This window comes from Tamlana crocina (assembly GCF_012037625.1).
Genome location: NZ_JAAVJS010000001.1, coordinates 94,669 through 111,046, shown reverse-complemented (window position 1 = coordinate 111,046; position 16,378 = coordinate 94,669). Strand labels below are relative to the sequence as shown.

Annotated in this window: 10 protein-coding genes; 1 reads left to right on the top strand and 9 read right to left on the bottom strand. The window is 39.4% G+C overall.

Annotated elements, in window-relative coordinates:
* Positions 1–11: 11 nt before the first annotated feature.
* The gene (locus HC176_RS00490; protein WP_167916220.1) at positions 12–1,880 is read left to right on the top strand and encodes a cation:proton antiporter; all 1,869 of its coding nucleotides are present in this window, start codon (positions 12–14) and stop codon (positions 1,878–1,880) included.
* A 110-nt stretch (positions 1,881–1,990) separates the two neighbouring features.
* Here the strand turns inward: HC176_RS00490 and HC176_RS00485 are convergent, their stop codons facing one another.
* The 9 genes from HC176_RS00485 to HC176_RS00445 all read right to left on the bottom strand — a co-directional run bounded on the left by HC176_RS00485 (position 1,991) and on the right by HC176_RS00445 (position 16,241).
* The gene (locus HC176_RS00485; protein WP_167916219.1) at positions 1,991–2,668 is read right to left on the bottom strand and encodes a hypothetical protein; all 678 of its coding nucleotides are present in this window, start codon (positions 2,666–2,668) and stop codon (positions 1,991–1,993) included.
* 129 nt (positions 2,669–2,797) lie between these two features.
* Positions 2,798–3,952 carry a DUF3800 domain-containing protein gene (locus HC176_RS00480; protein ID WP_167916218.1) on the bottom strand — a complete coding sequence of 385 codons (1,155 nt, stop codon included), beginning with the start codon at positions 3,950–3,952 and terminating at the stop codon, positions 2,798–2,800.
* 187 nt (positions 3,953–4,139) lie between these two features.
* Positions 4,140–6,542, bottom strand: coding sequence for a glycoside hydrolase family 31 protein (locus HC176_RS00475; protein ID WP_167916217.1), 2,403 nt, complete (start codon positions 6,540–6,542; stop codon positions 4,140–4,142).
* A 284-nt stretch (positions 6,543–6,826) separates the two neighbouring features.
* Positions 6,827–8,737 (bottom strand): 1,4-alpha-glucan branching protein GlgB, encoded by a 1,911-nt coding sequence (gene glgB, locus HC176_RS00470; RefSeq protein WP_167916216.1) that lies wholly within the window; start codon positions 8,735–8,737, stop codon positions 6,827–6,829.
* 5 nt (positions 8,738–8,742) lie between these two features.
* Positions 8,743–10,371, bottom strand: a complete 1,629-nt coding sequence (locus HC176_RS00465; RefSeq protein ID WP_167916215.1) for a trehalose synthase — start codon at positions 10,369–10,371, stop codon at positions 8,743–8,745.
* A 1-nt stretch (position 10,372) separates the two neighbouring features.
* Positions 10,373–12,310 (bottom strand): alpha-1,4-glucan--maltose-1-phosphate maltosyltransferase, encoded by a 1,938-nt coding sequence (locus HC176_RS00460; RefSeq protein WP_167916214.1) that lies wholly within the window; start codon positions 12,308–12,310, stop codon positions 10,373–10,375.
* A gap of 41 nt (positions 12,311–12,351) precedes the next feature.
* Complete coding sequence (locus HC176_RS00455; RefSeq protein WP_167916213.1) at positions 12,352–13,617, bottom strand: glucose-1-phosphate adenylyltransferase; 1,266 nt, start codon at positions 13,615–13,617, stop codon at positions 12,352–12,354.
* A gap of 32 nt (positions 13,618–13,649) precedes the next feature.
* A complete protein-coding gene (gene glgA / locus HC176_RS00450) occupies positions 13,650–14,852 on the bottom strand; it encodes a glycogen synthase (protein WP_167916212.1) in 1,203 nt (400 codons plus the stop codon).
* 582 nt (positions 14,853–15,434) lie between these two features.
* Positions 15,435–16,241, bottom strand: a complete 807-nt coding sequence (locus tag HC176_RS00445; RefSeq protein ID WP_167916211.1) for a hypothetical protein — start codon at positions 16,239–16,241, stop codon at positions 15,435–15,437.
* Between the last annotated feature and the right edge of the window lie 137 nt (positions 16,242–16,378).

The window sequence follows — 16,378 nt, the reverse complement described above, 5'->3', positions numbered from 1 at the left end:
TATTTTCGTGTATGTTAGAATTAGCTGGAATCATTATATTGGGAATATTGGCACAGTGGGTGGCCTGGAAATTTAAAATTCCCGCTATTTTACCTCTAATATTAATCGGCTTGTTGGTAGGGCCCATTGCAGCCGAGTTTTTAAGTGAAGACGGCAATAAATGGATTGAACCGGTTTGGAATGGAAAAAATGGATTGTTTCCGGGCGACGGACTCTACTATTTTGTGTCGTTGGCCATTAGTGTGATTCTTTTTGAGGGCGGCCTTACTTTAAAGCGTTCCGAAATAAAAACCGTAGGCCCCGTAATTACCAAATTGATTACCATTGGTGCGGCCATTACCTTTTTTGGTGGCGGTATTTTGGCCAATCAAATTTTCGGACTCAGTTGGGATTTGGCCTTTCTTTTTGCAGGATTGATAATAGTAACCGGCCCCACGGTAATTACGCCTATTTTAAGAAACATTCCGCTTAAAAAAGATATTTCGGCCGTATTAAAATGGGAAGGTATTTTAATCGACCCCATTGGTGCTTTGGTAGCCGTATTGGTATTCGAGTTTATTAGCGTGGAAGGCGATAGCGGTTTCACCAAAACCGCCCTTATCGAGTTCGGGAAGATCATTCTTTTTGGTACCACCTTCGGGTTTACCTTTGCTCATGCCTTAGCGTTTGCCATAAACAAAAAACTTATTCCACATTATTTGCTCAACGTGGTGTCACTATCCACAGTGCTTTTAGTGTTTGTAGAATCTGAAATTTTTGCTCACGAATCGGGGCTTTTAGCCGTTGTGGTGATGGGTATGGTTTTGGGTAATAGTAAACTGGACAACATCAAAGAATTATTGTATTTCAAGGAATCGTTGAGCGTTCTGCTCATTTCAATATTGTTTATTTTATTGGCGGCCAACATCAACTATGAAGATTTAACCTTGCTTTACACCTGGAAAACCGCTGCATTGTTTGCGGCCATCGTTTTTATACTTCGTCCGTTGGCCGTGTTTGTGTGTTCCCAAGGTTCTAAACTAAAAATTAAAGAAAAGCTATTTATAAGCTGGGTAGGGCCAAGAGGTATTGTGGCTGCAGGTATTGCCTCGCTGTTTGGTAGTAAACTGATTAGGCAAGGTGTTGAAGGTGCCGAGTACATTACGCCCATGGTATTTATGGTGGTGCTGGGCACGGTATTGTTAAACGCCACCACGGCCCGATTGTTTGCCAAATTGGTGGGTGTGTTCCTTAAAAAGTCCGAAGGTATTTTAATTGTTGGGGCATCAAAAGTGTCACGATTATTAGGGCACTATTTAGAAATGAACGGCAGGCACGTGGTGCTTATCGATAGTAACGAAAAGAATATTGAAAAAGCCAAAGAGCTCAGTTTGGAAGCCATTACCACCGATATTTATTCCGATACGTTAATGGATAACATCGAACTGAACGATATGGGCTATTTAATGGCACTTACTGCCAACCCCGATATTAACAAGTATGCCATAAACAAGTTCAGCGAACAGTTTGGTGAAAACGGCTCGTTTAGGCTGGTAACCACCGAAGAAATGCAGGACGATACCAACAACCCCGAAGGTGGCCTATTTTCGCATAAAGACGATTTTAGCCGATTGATTCAACTGGCGCGGAAGCATCCGTCTATCCAAGAAATTGATTTGGAAGACAAGGCACATTACGAGGAACTGATAAAGATTTCTAATAACGATGAAGATATCATCCCGCTATTTATCAAAGACAAAAAGGGCGAATTGCACATTATCTCTTCCTTTAATCTGGATGTAAAAACTATTGAAGAAGGCTACCAATTGGTGTATTTAGGAAAACCTTTTGATGTTGAAAAAGTACCCACAGCCGAAACACCGGTAGCGAAGGAAGATTGATTTTGATAAACTTTTAAAAATAATGAACGCCCTTTTTGAGGGCGTTTTTTTTATTCTGTTTTGATAGATTTTGGGGTTTTGCGACGGTTATTGTTTTTGGGCAAAGTTTTTTAGTTTAAACTAAATGTTAATTCTACTAATTCCTCAGCTTTAGCAAATAATAACATTTCAACAGTAGAAATATTAGTATTATATTCTTGCGCAACCTTCTCAAGAATACTTAAATATTGGTTATAGAAAATATCTTCGTTTGCTTTTTCCCATTTTTCGTTTTTTGCAGTTTCTTTGATGAGTTTGTTTCCCTTGGCAACTACTTTATTTCTGCTCGACAAAACAGGAAATAAAATTTTATCATCAATATTGTATAATTTTTGAATGCAGTTTAATGAAATTGCAACTCTAGCGTCAAATATGGCGTATTTATTTGGGTTATGAATTACAATGGCTTTAGACCAAGATGCAATTCCTTTTTTCCCTTTTTGGATTAATTCATTTGCCGATAAGTTATAATATTCATTCATAGAATCTTGGCTATTAGTGTGAATTCCTCCCCAAGTAGTGATATAATATTTAATTAATTCGTTTTTTTCTTCGTCGCTATCAGAATTTTGCCATTTGTTATTTAGTTCTTGTTTTAAAATTAAATTTTTAAAGTATTGGTTACCAATAGGTAATTCAATTCCTGTGGGCAGTTTTTTTTCGTTAATTTCTCTCCAGCTGTACCAATCATTTTCAGAATTAATAAATTCTTTAGCGTAATCAGTAATTGTTTCGGTAAGTTTTTTCATTGTCAAACTATGGTATATTTTAGGGTTGATTTTGAGCGTTATATTTGTAGTGAGTTTTGCCTAGCGGTTGGGCTATGAGCAGAAGCGTCCGGTAGGGCGCTATTGCTTATAGGTTATGTTGGCATTTGTCTATTCTATTTTTTCGTATTCTAGAATATTGATAAATTTTTGAATCAGGTGAAGATTTTCATGTTCATTGAAAATATCAATATCAAAATGCTCTTTTCTAATAGTATCATTAGCGATTTTCATTTTTTTAAGCATAGGAATAATACTTTTTAGGTATCTATTGTAATAACCAATTAAATCATTTTTTTTATTTGGTATTTTGTAACCATATTTGCCTTCAATACTAACTATTATCACTCCTTTGTACCTAAGTGAAGAAATTATTTCTCTTATGTATTCCACGGTTGCTTTTGGATGTACTCGTTTAATTATGTCGACCAAATCATGTGTTTCCGCAAGTCTATAGGGGTCTGTTTTAAATACCAATAGGAGATGTCTGAGAAGTTCTGATTCCTCAATGGAGATGTTATTTTGATTTAATTGTTTTTGTACTATATCGAGACATAATTTTGCTACCTTTTTATCTGAGATATCCAGCTCTTTGTTGTACTTACCTAAATATTGAGACGTAGAATTTGGAAAAAAATCGACAAATAAACGTTCATTTATGGCTTCAAAAATTTTATCAGCATTTTTATCCTTATGGCTTGTGCAATAAATTTTTCCAACCGAACCCGAGAATAAGTCAGCAAGTTGAATTAACGGTTCTTCAAATTTGTCATCAGCAATTACATACTTTCTATCTGGATTAAAGAGAGTAGGTGAAAAAACTCTATTCGAAATGTAATTTTTAAGGCTATTTTGGAATTTTTGGCTGCCAAGTTTGTCAAAATAAATTTCGAAACTTTCGTATTTTTCAACGAACTGAGTTAAAAACAGACGCTGAAAAAACTTATAAAACACGGTTTTATCCTCTAAATTTTTGTTCTCGATTTTACGTTTGTCAATTACAAGGCTAAAAATGCCATAGGGAACTTCTTTAAGTTTTGATATAATTGAGAGTCGACTGTCAATATTCAGTTTACTTGATTTTAGTGGAGAACCTTGTTTATGTTTTTTGGAGAGTTCTTCTCTAATTTCCTTCGCTTTTCCTAAATCCTTGCCGTCTATTACAAAAGCTGTATATATAAAATGTGAAAAAGTTCCCTTTTTCGATTCTGTATCGAGGTGTGAGTTTCCAAACTCATCAAAATATATAAATGCTTTTGTCTTCAATTTTTAATTAATTCCAACGATCTGGAAAAACCCAATAACGTTTGTCCAACTCAAATTAAAGAGATAAATATAGACACAACAAACCAATATTAAAAATATTTCTTACAAACAGAGTGACGCTTTTACTTTTAGGCATAAAAAAACCTGCTAAAAAGCAGGTTTTTTTACTATGTGTTTGCAACGGGGTTTAAGCCATAATATGCAATTCTGTAAATTCCTTAATTAAGGTTAGCGAATTCTCGCCATCTATTTTAAGTTGATCAAACGGAATCTCCACATTGTCAACCTCTATTTTAGATATTTTGAACGGCAGGCCGTGCAAGTTCAATTTAAAGGTTTTATAAGTGGTTACATATTTTCCAGACTTGTGTTGCTGAATAATCAGTTCGTCCTTTTTACCGTGCAGCTTAAAGTTTCTTAAGCTGTAACGCCCTTTTATGTAGTCGTAACCATCACCGGCATCTTCGTACACCATCGATTCTTCCTTGCCTTCTTTGTAATACACATCTAAAATAAGCTCGTCGATGGTTTTTTCGCCCACATACTGCTGTATGGGGTATTTAGGGATAATGGCACCTTCGCTTACAAAAATAGGCATGCTGTCTAAATCGGCATCTACCCAAATTTCTTGTCCGCCTTTCACCACTTCATCGGTCCAGAAATTGTACCATTGGCCTCGCGGAATGTACATGCGTCTTCCTTTTTGGTTGGGTCCGTTAACGGGACATGCTAATATCTTTTCACCGAAAATAAACTCATCGTTTCGGTAGTGGGTTTGCGAATCTTCTTGGTCGTAAAGTACCAACGATTTTAAAATTGGAATACCCTCATCGGCATAGCGCCAAAACGCCGTGTACAAGTACGGTAGCAGTTGGTAACGCAGCTCGATAAACTTACGCACCACATCGGTTATGGTTTTTCCGAAAGCCCAAGGTTCTTGGTCGCCATGGTCGCCCGAGGAGTGCGTTCTGCAGAACGGGTGGAAAATACCCAATTGAATCCATCGCGCGTACAGTTCGCCATTGGGTTGCTCGGCAAATCCGCCAATATCCGATCCTACAAACGAAAATCCAGACATGGCCATACGCTGTGCCTGTAAATTGGCAATGTTTAAGTGGTCCCAAGTGGCCACGTTATCGCCGGTCCAACTCGAGGTATAGCGTTGTGTACCCGAATAGGCTGCCCTAGTGATTACAAAAGGTCGTTTTGGATAAGAGAATTTTTTTAAACCTTGGTAAGTAGCGCGTGCCATTTGCATACCGTAAATGTTGTGTGCTTTACGGTGGCTACACGGGTTGCCATCGTAATCGTGGCGTACATCGTCAGGGAAGGTTTTTCCCGGTACATCCATAACGGCGGGTTCGTTCATATCGTTCCAAACGCCTTTAACGCCTATATCTTCAACCAATTCCTTGAAAAGATCAGACCACCATTCGCGTACTTCAGGTTTTGTGAAATCGGGGAAATAACATTCGCCCGGCCATACTTTTCCTTTCATATATGGGCCATCGGCACGTTTACAGAAATAGTCGTTTTCAAGTCCTTCCTTGAATACCGAATAATCCATATCGATTTTAATGCCTGGGTCGATAATCACGATGGTTTTAAAGCCATCATCGGCCAATTCCTTGACCATACGTTTCGGGTCTGGGAAATATTCTTTGCTCCACGTAAAACACCTAAAGCCTTCCATATAATCGATATCCAAATAAATGGCATCGCAAGGAATTTTAAGCTCCCTGAATTTGGCGGTGATTTCCTTTACGTTCGATTCTGGATAATAACTCCATTTACATTGGTGGTAGCCCAAAGCCCAAAGCGCCGGCATTTCGTGAGGTTTTCCGGTTAAATCGGTGTAATTGGCCACGACTTCCGACATGTCGGGGCCGTAGATGAAATAATAGTTCATTTCGCCACCGTGGGCCCAGAAACTGGTGATGTTTCGACGTTCGCTGCAAAAATCGAAATACGAACGGAAGGTATTATCGAAAAAGATACCGTACGATTTTTTATTGTGCAATGCCGTGTAAAACGGTATGGTTTTATAAATGGGGTCGGTATCGCGGCCATAAGCATACGAGTCGGTTACCCAATTCTCAAAACGCTTGCCCTTTAAGTTATTGTCTACAGGTTTGTCGCCCAATCCGTAATAGCTTTCTCCGGGCTGTGCGGTTTTCGACATTTTTACCACATCGCCACCAAACTCGTAGCTTTCTTCCCAGTGGAAGCCCAGCTCGTCTTCGCAAATTAAACTTTTGTCTTTGGCATCGTAGATGGCTGTACGCAAGTCTAATTTAGAAATATGGCAGATGAGTTTTGAAGTGGTAATGATGTAATTATCGTCATCTTCAGTAACTTCCAAGTGGTTGTAACCACGGCTGGCATATTTTGTAATAGCATACGAAAAATCATTGTCAAAAATACCAGTAGTGGTAAACCTAAAACGAAGAATACTGTCGCGGCGCACGGTAACTTCAAGTTTTACGCCGTTTTCTGTGGTGAAAGACAGTACGTTAAGGTTCTTTTCGTATTTTATTATTTTGGAAGGAAACAGGTTTCCTTTATATTCTAATTCGGTGTTTAAAATCATAATATTATGCGTGTATAATAATGTTCGAAAGTACTAATTTTAAAAATTATTCAGCAGTTAATTTTATTAAAAAATTGATAAGAAATTTGTGTAATGCTCAAATATTCAGTCATATACTTGTCGAATGTACAATGGGTGTTGGGTTGAGTGAATTTACGTATTGTCGCGACCAATCATTTATTACAAAAAAGAGCGTTTTACTGTATAAATATTTGATACGAAGCCCGGTGAAGAAGCTTTTGCCCTTAGAAGTTTTAATGATCAAGGACAAAAGCTTTAGTTTTTTAGGATTTGAACTCAAAAACGGTAATTGCCAGTGGGGGCAATGTTATCTCGGCAGAATAGTCTTTGCCGTTCCAGGCTGTTTTTTTAATGCAGATTGCTTTCCCATTAGAAATGCCACTACCGCCAAATTCCTCTAAGTCACTGTTAAACACTTCTTTCAGTTTTCCTTTCACAGGAACACCAATGCGGTATTTTTCCCTTACCGTTGGCGTTAAGTTGCACACTACTATTACATTGTTTTCGGCTTTGTAGCCTTTACGGATGTATGAGATAACACAGTTTTCGTGGTCGTCATAGCTTATCCATTCAAAGCCCTCGCCTGTAAAGGGCTTTTCGAACAATGCGGGTGTCGTTTTATAGAATTTGTTGAGTGCCTTGTAATAATTTTTGGTGTCTTGGTGGGGTTTAAAATCCAATAGATTCCAGTCTAAACTCTCCTGGAAATCCCATTCGTTGTACTGTCCAAATTCGCCACCCATGAATAAAAGTTTCGTTCCGGGATGGGTAAACATATAGCCATACAGCAAACGGAGGTTAGCGAAACGCTGCCACTCATCGCCAGGCATACGTCCTAAAATAGAGTTTTTTCCATATACTACTTCGTCATGCGAAAGGGGTAGCATAAAGTTTTCGGTAAAAGCATAGGCTAAGCTAAACGTAATTTCGTTGTGATGGTATTTTCGGTACACGGGGTCTTTGGCAAAATACTCCAAAGTGTCGTGCATCCAGCCCATCATCCATTTCATTCCGAAACCGAGGCCGCCAACAAAAGTGGGTCGCGATACCATAGGGAATGCCGTCGATTCTTCTGCGATGGTTTGTACATCGGGGAAGGAGGCGTAAATTTCTTCATTCAATTCTTTTAGGAAACTGATAACGGCCAAGTTTTCGCGACCTCCGTAAATGTTGGGTTCCCATTCGCCATCTTCGCGAGAATAGTCTAAAAACAACATCGAGGCTACGGCATCAACACGCAGGCCATCGGCATGAAACTGGTCCATCCAAAAAATGGCGTTACTGATTAAGAACGAGCGTACTTCGTTGCGTTCGTAATTAAAAATCAAACTTTTCCAATCTTGGTGGTAACCTTTGCGCCTGTCGGGGTGTTCGTAAAGGTGCGAGCCGTCAAAGAAGCCCAATCCATGCGCATCTTCCGGGAAATGCGATGGCACCCAGTCTAAAATAATCCCAATATCGTTTTGGTGTAATTTATCGATTAAATATTTAAATTCTTCAGGATAGCCAAAGCGCGATGTGGGGGCAAAATACCCCGTAATTTGATAGCCCCAAGACGGGTCGTAAGGATATTCCATAATGGGCATGAGCTCTACGTGGGTAAAGTTCATTTCCTTTACGTAATCTACCAACTCATCGGCCAGTTCGTAGTACGATAAAAAACGATCTTCTTCAACATGCTTTTTCCACGAGCCCAAGTGCACTTCGTAAACCGAGTATGGGGCATCTAAAGCATTGTGTTTTTTTCGTTTTTTCATCCAAGTGCTGTCTTTCCACTTGTAGCCGTCGTCCCAAACAATGGATGCGGTACTGGGTGGATGCTCGCACCTTCTCGCATAAGGATCCGCCTTTTCGGTTTTTATATCGTTGTTATGGCTTTGTATTTTGTATTTGTATTTGGTTCCTTTTCCTATTAACGGAATAAAACCTTCCCAAATACCACTGGAGTCCCACCTTACGTTAAGTTGGTGTTCGCCTTCCATCCAAAAATTAAAGTCACCAACTACAGAAACCTGCTTGGCGCTGGGTGCCCATACGGCAAAATAAACGCCTTCAATGCCATCAACGGTAACGAGGTGCGAACCAAATTTTTCGTAAAGCCTGTAGTGTTTGCCGGCCTTAAAAAGATTGATGTCGAATTCTGTAAATAAACTGTGAACTTTTACTTGTGCCATATATTTTAATGATTTATAATATTAGAAATACCCTTTAAAGGGATTGCTGCCCACTGTGGGCGCGAGTTGAGCTCGTAACCCAACTCGTAAATTGCCTTTTCAAGCAGACAATATTTTAAGATGAAAATGCGCTCTTGGTTGTAGCCTAAATTGAGGTTGGCGTTTTGTGTTTCCGTAACGTAAGTGCCCAAAAACAGTCCCGTTATGTAACGATACAGTATTTCGGAGGCTTTAAAGAGCTGCTCTAAAGAGGCCTTGTACTGCTCTTTATTATTGAAAACGTTGGCATAAATAGCATAATGGAACGAACGGAACAACCCTGCTACATCCTTAAGAGGCGGTTGTTTTACCGTGCGGTCGCGAATGGTGCTTTCGGGCTCGCCTTCAAAATCGAGAATGTAGAAATCGTTGTTTTTTACCAAGATTTGCCCCAAGTGATAATCACCGTGTATGCGGATGCGCTCGCCTTTTAATTTGGTCCAATCGAAATTGAGAAAACGCTTCCTGATGAGGTTTTTTTTGTCTAAAAACTCATTGGCCAAATCTAAAGCGATATCTTCCAATTTATGGAGGTTGTTTTCAATGGTGTTTAAACGGTTTTGAAATTGATAAAGCATTTTGTTTTTGAGCCATACCGTGTAATCGTTGTTGTAATGGGTTGGCGTAAAAGCGGTTTCTTCAAACTCTGAGCCCAATGCGATGTGCATTTCGGCGGTGCGTTTGGCCAAGGTGCGTACTTGGGTAAAAATGTTTAGCCCTGCCCAATCGATAATCTCGGCCGGAATGTCCTTGATTTTTAGACGTTGGTACAATTCGGTGTTTGGTAGGGCATCAATATGGATGTTTTTGTACTCGATGTTTGAAAAGATTTTGTGCAGTTCTTTCAGCATATATTCCCAGGCATCGCCTTCATTCGGAATCATTTTTTGCATCAACCCAATGGTGATGTTTGCCGAATTGGAATCGACCAAATTGATGCTGCCCAAATACGCCGGAGTGTTTTTAAATTCCTTTTTTTCCGATAAAAACCGACTCATTTCGTAGTCGGGATTTTTATCGGCGAAAATGCGCCTGAAAAATTTTAAAACGTATTTTTCATTATATACCAACGAGGTATTGCTTTGTTCCAAGCCCATGAATCGAGACGATTCGTAAGTCAAATTTTTAAACAAATGGCTTTTATGGTACTGTACTTTTGTAGTGTCTTTAGGCTCGGCGGTGGCAATGCGCTCAAAAACCAATTTCCTAAAGGCTTCCAAGTGCGTGGCATCAATAATATACCCCGTTTGGTTGTTGATTTCAATAGGTAGAATACGATTTTCCTTGGCGAAATTTTCGTCGGTTACAAAGGCAATGGGCAAAAAGTAATGCTGATAAAAGGCCTCAACGAAATTGACTTCCAAAATAAGTCCGAAATAGATTTCGCCATCTTGCTGTATCTTGAAATATTCGGCCAGTTCGATGTATTTCATCTGGCTTGACTTTCCGCCGTACCAGCGTTGCTCTACAATATAGTTTTGCAATACATCTAGCAAAAATGTTTTTACAAAATCGGTATGGTCCAACAGTGCTTCCCATGGCTTGGCGCTCACGAAAACAGGTTGTACCGAAGATTTTGAAACACTGTTAGACATACTATTTGTTTATCTTAAAAATATGAAGCGGCATGGTGGGGTGCAACTCTACATAGCACCACTCGTGGTTCCAATTGTAGCGACTATCGGTTATCAAGTCATGCATTTCAATGTTGTGTCCGTGGTTCACACCAATATCATGCAGGGGCACTTGTACGGTGCCTTGCTGGGAGTGGTGCGAATCGAGACTGATTACCACAAATATTTCATTGGTTTTATCGTGGTTCCACTTGTAAAAAGCGATTAAATTATCGTTTTGGATATGGCAGAACTTAATATTATTGGTTTGTTGCAATGCCTCGTTAAGATTCCTGATATAATTTATTTTCGCAATTAAGGTGGTGAGTTTGTTTTTTATGTTCCAATCGTAATGCGTGAACTGGAATTTTTCAGAGTTTAAATACTCTTCCTTGCCAAGTAACGGTTCTGAAATCATGTACTCGAAAACAGGTCCGTAAATACCTATGGACGAGCTAAGCGTTGCCGCCAAGGCATAACGTATAATGTGCATGGATTCGTTGGCGCCCTGTAAATGGTAAGGGTTAATATCGGGCGTATTGGGCCAAAAGTTGGGCTGCATGTATTCTTTTAGCTCGGTTGTGGTCAACTCTTCAACGTATTGGATGAGGTCGTACTTGCTTTCGCGCCATGTAAAATACGTGTACGACTGTGTGAAGCCTTGTTTTGCCAATTGCTGCATCACTTTAGGAGCCGTAAAGGCTTCGGCCAGAAAGATCACATCGGGGTGCTTTTCCTTTACTTTTGAAATGATCCAATTCCAGAAATAAAATGGTTTGGTGTGCGGATTGTCCACTCTAAAAATCTTAATACCACAATCAATCCAATACATTAAAATATCCAAACACTCGTTCCAAAGGTTTTTATAATCTTTACTTTCCCAGTAAATAGGAAGGATGTCCTGATATTTTTTCGGCGGATTTTCTGCGTATTGCACGGTGCCGTCGGGTCGCCATTTAAACCAATCGGGGTGGTCTTTTACCCAAGGGTGGTCTGGCGCGGCTTGTAGGGCGTAATCCATGGCAATTTCTAAGTCGTTGTCTTTTGCCGCTTGGATCAATGCTTTAAAATCGTCTAAACTGCCCAATTGCGGATGGATGTCTTTATGGCCGCCATGTTGCGAGCCAATGCCCCAGCACGAGCCTACATCATCTGGTTTAGCCTCGGTGGTGTTGTTTTTTCCTTTGCGGTTTACTTCCCCAATTGGGTGAATGGGTGGTAGGTAAACCACATTGAACCCCATGCTCTTTACCCTTGGCATTAACGGGATGCAATCGTTAAAGGTACCATGTACGCCTTCTTGCTGTGATGCCGAACGCGGGAAAAACTCGTACCATGTACTGAATCTTGCGCGCTTTCTGTCAACAAAAATTTGATAGTCTTTTGAGGCGTTGGCCAATATTTTTGAAGGGTTGGCAAAAAATATGTTGTATAACCGGTCTTTTGCAGCTTCGGTTATGGCTTCGCCGTAATGGCTTTCATTTTTAAAGAGGTGTAGTAAATGCTCAAGATAGCTTTTGTCTTCGGCATTAACAGTTTTTAATAACGGTTCAATAAGTTCGGCACCTTCCAGTAACTCTGAAACCACATGTTGCCCATCATTTATTTTTCTAATAAGGCCATAGCGCCAATTTAGGGCATAATCTACCCAGGCTTGTAATTTATAAGTGTAATAGCCTTGTTTTTCAACAGAAAAAGCAGCTTGCCATTCGTTGTTAGAACGAAGTAGCATGCGCTCTTCTTTCCAAGTTTTATCATCTTCGTGCTTGTATAAGACTGAAGCACCCAAAACATCGTGGCCATCGGCCATAATATGAGCTTCTACATTAACAATTTCGTTAACGACACGTTTTATGTAAAATTCACCACAGTTAACGCTTGGCGATACATAATCAATGATTACTCTTTTTTGGTTTTGCATTTTTTGGTTAGTTATTGAAAGGGGTTTAGTAAATTATATTTTTAAATAATGAATCCTTTGGGGATGGTTGCGCCGTTCTTAACCACTACAATACCATCTTTAATGCAGTAGGTGTCTGTTTCCGCATCTTTTAAATGGGGGCCACCATTAATTCTCACATCATCGCCAATGCGGCAATTTTTATCGAGAATGCAATTTTTAATAAAACAGCGTTCGCCAATGCCCATTAGGATTTCAATTTTTTCACTTTCTATGTCTTCTAAGGTTTCGTAATAATCGCTACCCATCATGTAGGTGTTGATTACGGTAGATTCTTTTCCTATTCTTGAACGGATACCGATAACCGATTTTTCAATTTTGGCAGCGCTTATTATGCAGCCTTCTGCGATTACTGCACGGTCTAAAGAGGTGCCGGCCACTTTGGTGGTGGGCAACATACGGGCGTGCGTGTAAATACGCTTGGTCCTATCGTATAAATCGAATTTTGGGATGTCGTCAGTCAAGCCTAAGTTGGCTTCAAAGAAGGAGTCTACGGTTCCAATATCGGTCCAATAGCCTTCGTATTGGTAGCTTAATGTTTTATGTTTTTCAATGGACTGCGGAATAATTTCCTTGCCAAAATCGTTAGTGTCTGGATTGTCCATCAATTTCTCCAATAAACCTCTGTTGAAAACATAAATACCCATGGAGGCTAGATAATTTCGGCCTTGAGCCTTCATTTCGTCGCTTACGTCTGATGTCCATTCTGGTAATAAGCTCGCATCTGGTTTTTCAATGAAAGAGGTGATTATGTCTTCTTCGTTGGCTTTTAGGATACCAAAACCTGGTGCATCCTTTTCGTTTACGGGAATGGTAGCAATGGAGATTTCGGCACCGCTCTCTTCGTGGGTCTCAATCATTTTGTCGTAATCCATTTGATAGAGTTGGTCGCCAGAAAGAATTAGCGCGTATTCAAAATCGTGGTTTAAAAAGTGGTGCATGCTCTGCCTAACCGCATCGGCCGTACCTTGAAACCATGTTTTATTGTTGGGCGTTTGTTCGGCTGCGAGTACATCTACAAAAGCACTGCTAAAAAAGCTAAAGTGGTAGGTGTTTTTAATGTGTTTGTTTAATGAAGCAGAATTGAATTGGGTTAAAACGAAAATACGCTTGATGTCGGCATTGATGCAATTAGAGATAGGAATATCTACTAACCTATACTTTCCAGCAATGGGTACTGCTGGTTTTGATCGTTTATCTGTTAATGGGTAAAGTCTAGATCCTTGGCCACCTCCTAAAACAATGGCTAAAACTTTATTGTTAATCATATCTTTTTGGTTTTTAGTGCTAGTTTAATTTATTATATCAACGATTGGTATAGGCTTTGTACTTGTTTGGCTATGGCTACCCAGTCAAAATATTCTTCAACTCGTTTTCTGCCTTTTTTAGCCATGCTCTCTCGTAGGTCTTTGTCTTTAATCACTTTATTGATGCCATTGGCAAGATCTCTAGAAAATTTATCGGGATCAATAGGTTCGAATGGGGCCTCTGTTTGTTGTTCCAAAGGAATTAAAAAACCGGTTTCGCCATCAACCACCACTTCTTTTATGCCTCCAACGGCACTGGCTACTACGGCGGTTTCGCAGGCCATAGCTTCAATATTTATAATGCCAAAAGGTTCGTAAATGGACGGACAGCAAAATACATCGGCGTGCGAGTACAGCTGAATGATTTCCTCTTTGGTAACCATTTTGTCTATCCAAATCACATTTTGGCGTGTTTTTTTCACTTCGTTTACGGCATCTTCCATTTCCTTGCCAATTTCCTTGGTGTCGGGTGCACCGGCACATAAAACGATTTGCGTATCGGGGTCAATATATTTTATGGCGTTCACCAAATGAATAATGCCTTTTTGGCGGGTAATCCTGCCCACAAAAAGCACGTAGGGTTTGGTTTTGTCCACGCCGTACTCATCAAGTGTTGCGGTTTCAGAAGTGGTTTGGTACTGCTGAAGGTTAATGCCGTTATAAATAACATGCACTTTGCTTTCGTCAACATTAAAATGCTTAATCACATCTTCTTTGGTTTCCTCAGAAACGGCGATTAGCGCATCGGCCATTTCAATAGCTGTTTTTTCAACCCACGACGAGGCATCGTAACCTCTGCCCAACTGCTCGCGTTTCCATGGGCGTAAAGGCTCAAGGGAGTGTGTAGTAATTACTAAGGGTGTGCCGTAGCACAGTTTAGAAACAATACCGGCAAAATGTGCGTACCAAGTGTGGCAGTGTACCACATCGGCATCTACGGCGTCGGCATTCATATGCAGCCCAGTGCTTAGCGTTTTAAAAACGGACTTTAGCTTATCGTCTGAGTTTTCAAAAACACCATCTTCAAAAGGAAAGCCTTTTACACTTAAATTATCTGATTTTTCATCCTGATCGCCAAAGCATCTCACATCAACTTCCATGAGTTTAGCGAGCTCGCCCGCCAAATATTCAACGTGTACTCCAGCCCCTCCATAAACGTACGGAGGGAATTCTCTTGTGTAAAAAAGTGCTTTCATGTAATATAAATATTATCGTATGTATTTGATTAATAGGTTATCAAAAAAACTGAAAATTAACTACCCAGAAACTTTTTTAATGTTATCAAAAGTTAAAAAAAATGATAAATAATCGCCTTTATCCGTTTTTTGGTATAAGGTTGAAACAGACCGATTAAATCATAAAATTGTTAATAACAATTAATGTATTGAAATGATATTTCACTAAAAAGTAGTACCACTCAAGCATTAGATAATTCGGGGCTTTTTGTGTGTTTGGTAGTTAGTTTTAGTTCTTATGTTATAAACATACAAAATAATTATTAACAATTAAATAGGATTTTCTTTTTTAAAGAAATTAAAGAAAAAACGCGTTAAAGAAGGATTATCAACAAAAAAATAGAAATAAAAAGCGGTTTTGGTTTTAATCATTCACGGATTTTAAAAACTAGTTGAAAATTCGATTATTTTTTCAATGTATTATTTATAAAATTTGAGGTGGAATTTTATGATTTTAAAACAAGGCTCTTATTTTACATTGAATTAAGAACCTTGTTTTTGCTTCTCATTATTCTACCAGACTGAAAAGAATTTGATTGATGCTTACTGTCGGTTTACCCGATTAAATTTATAGATTAATGAAATGATTATGGCATTGTTTTTATTAAACGCCCCCCAAGTGAAATCGTCTTTAAACTCACCGCCAGATTCAGGTTTGTTGGTTTGGCTTTGGTAGGCCAATGCATTGGTTTGGATCATGAGCATCCATCTGGTGGTTAAATATATGTTTAGTCCCAAAACTAGGGCGGCTGTTAACCTGGTAATATCGGTTGTGCCACCACCAGATTTAAACTTGTCTGCACCCAGGCCATAGCCAAGCATGGCACCGTACATAAAATGCACTAAATTATTTTGGGCCAAGGCGGTAAACATGAGAAGCTTTAACTGGAAATCGATAAAATTGGCTGTGTAAAAATCGGTGCTAATTCCGCTATAAACAAAGCCTAAAGAGCCATAGAGGGCCGATTTGCTAAACATGGCTAGTTGCATAAAATATGAGGCGTGGAGGCACCATAGCGTTTGGTCTGAATTGAAACCAAAACCCGCGCCAAAGGCCAGCATAGTTTGTACAAATGCCATAGCCGTTGCCGGGTCGTGCGTTTCTAAAGTGGCCATTTCTTCAAGGGTTTTTGGATTGTTGGCCTCGATGAAGTTAAAGGGGTCCAGTGCTTCGGGGATTTCGCCTAAATCGTTGTTATGACTTACAGGTTGCTGATGGGCATAATCGCTCTCTAAAGCGGTTTGCACGTAGTTGCTGGCGTAATCTGGGTCTAATAATTGGGCATAAATGTTTGAGGTTAAAAGAAGCAGAAAAGTGGAGCAAGCGAGTTGAAGTAATTTTGTTTTCATAATATAAAGATGGATTGGTTACTTTTTAAAAAGTAGCATCGATATCATGAAAATTTGAAGCCTAACGGTGTATTAAAGTACAATAAAAATAAAAGCCAAACAAAATTTTTTGTTTGGCTTTCAGTGACTTGTGTGTT

What these genes read in the sequence shown, in the direction of transcription:
- HC176_RS00490 (WP_167916220.1), top strand. Translation starts at nt 12, where the DNA reads ATGTTAGAATTAGCTGGAATCATTATATTGGGAATATTGGCACAGTGG.
- HC176_RS00485 (WP_167916219.1), bottom strand. Translation starts at nt 2,668, where the DNA reads ATGAAAAAACTTACCGAAACAATTACTGATTACGCTAAAGAATTTATT.
- HC176_RS00475 (WP_167916217.1), bottom strand. Translation starts at nt 6,542, where the DNA reads ATGATTTTAAACACCGAATTAGAATATAAAGGAAACCTGTTTCCTTCC.
- glgB (WP_167916216.1), bottom strand. Translation starts at nt 8,737, where the DNA reads ATGGCACAAGTAAAAGTTCACAGTTTATTTACAGAATTCGACATCAAT.
- HC176_RS00465 (WP_167916215.1), bottom strand. Translation starts at nt 10,371, where the DNA reads ATGTCTAACAGTGTTTCAAAATCTTCGGTACAACCTGTTTTCGTGAGC.
- HC176_RS00460 (WP_167916214.1), bottom strand. Translation starts at nt 12,310, where the DNA reads ATGCAAAACCAAAAAAGAGTAATCATTGATTATGTATCGCCAAGCGTT.
- HC176_RS00455 (WP_167916213.1), bottom strand. Translation starts at nt 13,617, where the DNA reads ATGATTAACAATAAAGTTTTAGCCATTGTTTTAGGAGGTGGCCAAGGA.
- glgA (WP_167916212.1), bottom strand. Translation starts at nt 14,852, where the DNA reads ATGAAAGCACTTTTTTACACAAGAGAATTCCCTCCGTACGTTTATGGA.
- HC176_RS00445 (WP_167916211.1), bottom strand. Translation starts at nt 16,241, where the DNA reads ATGAAAACAAAATTACTTCAACTCGCTTGCTCCACTTTTCTGCTTCTT.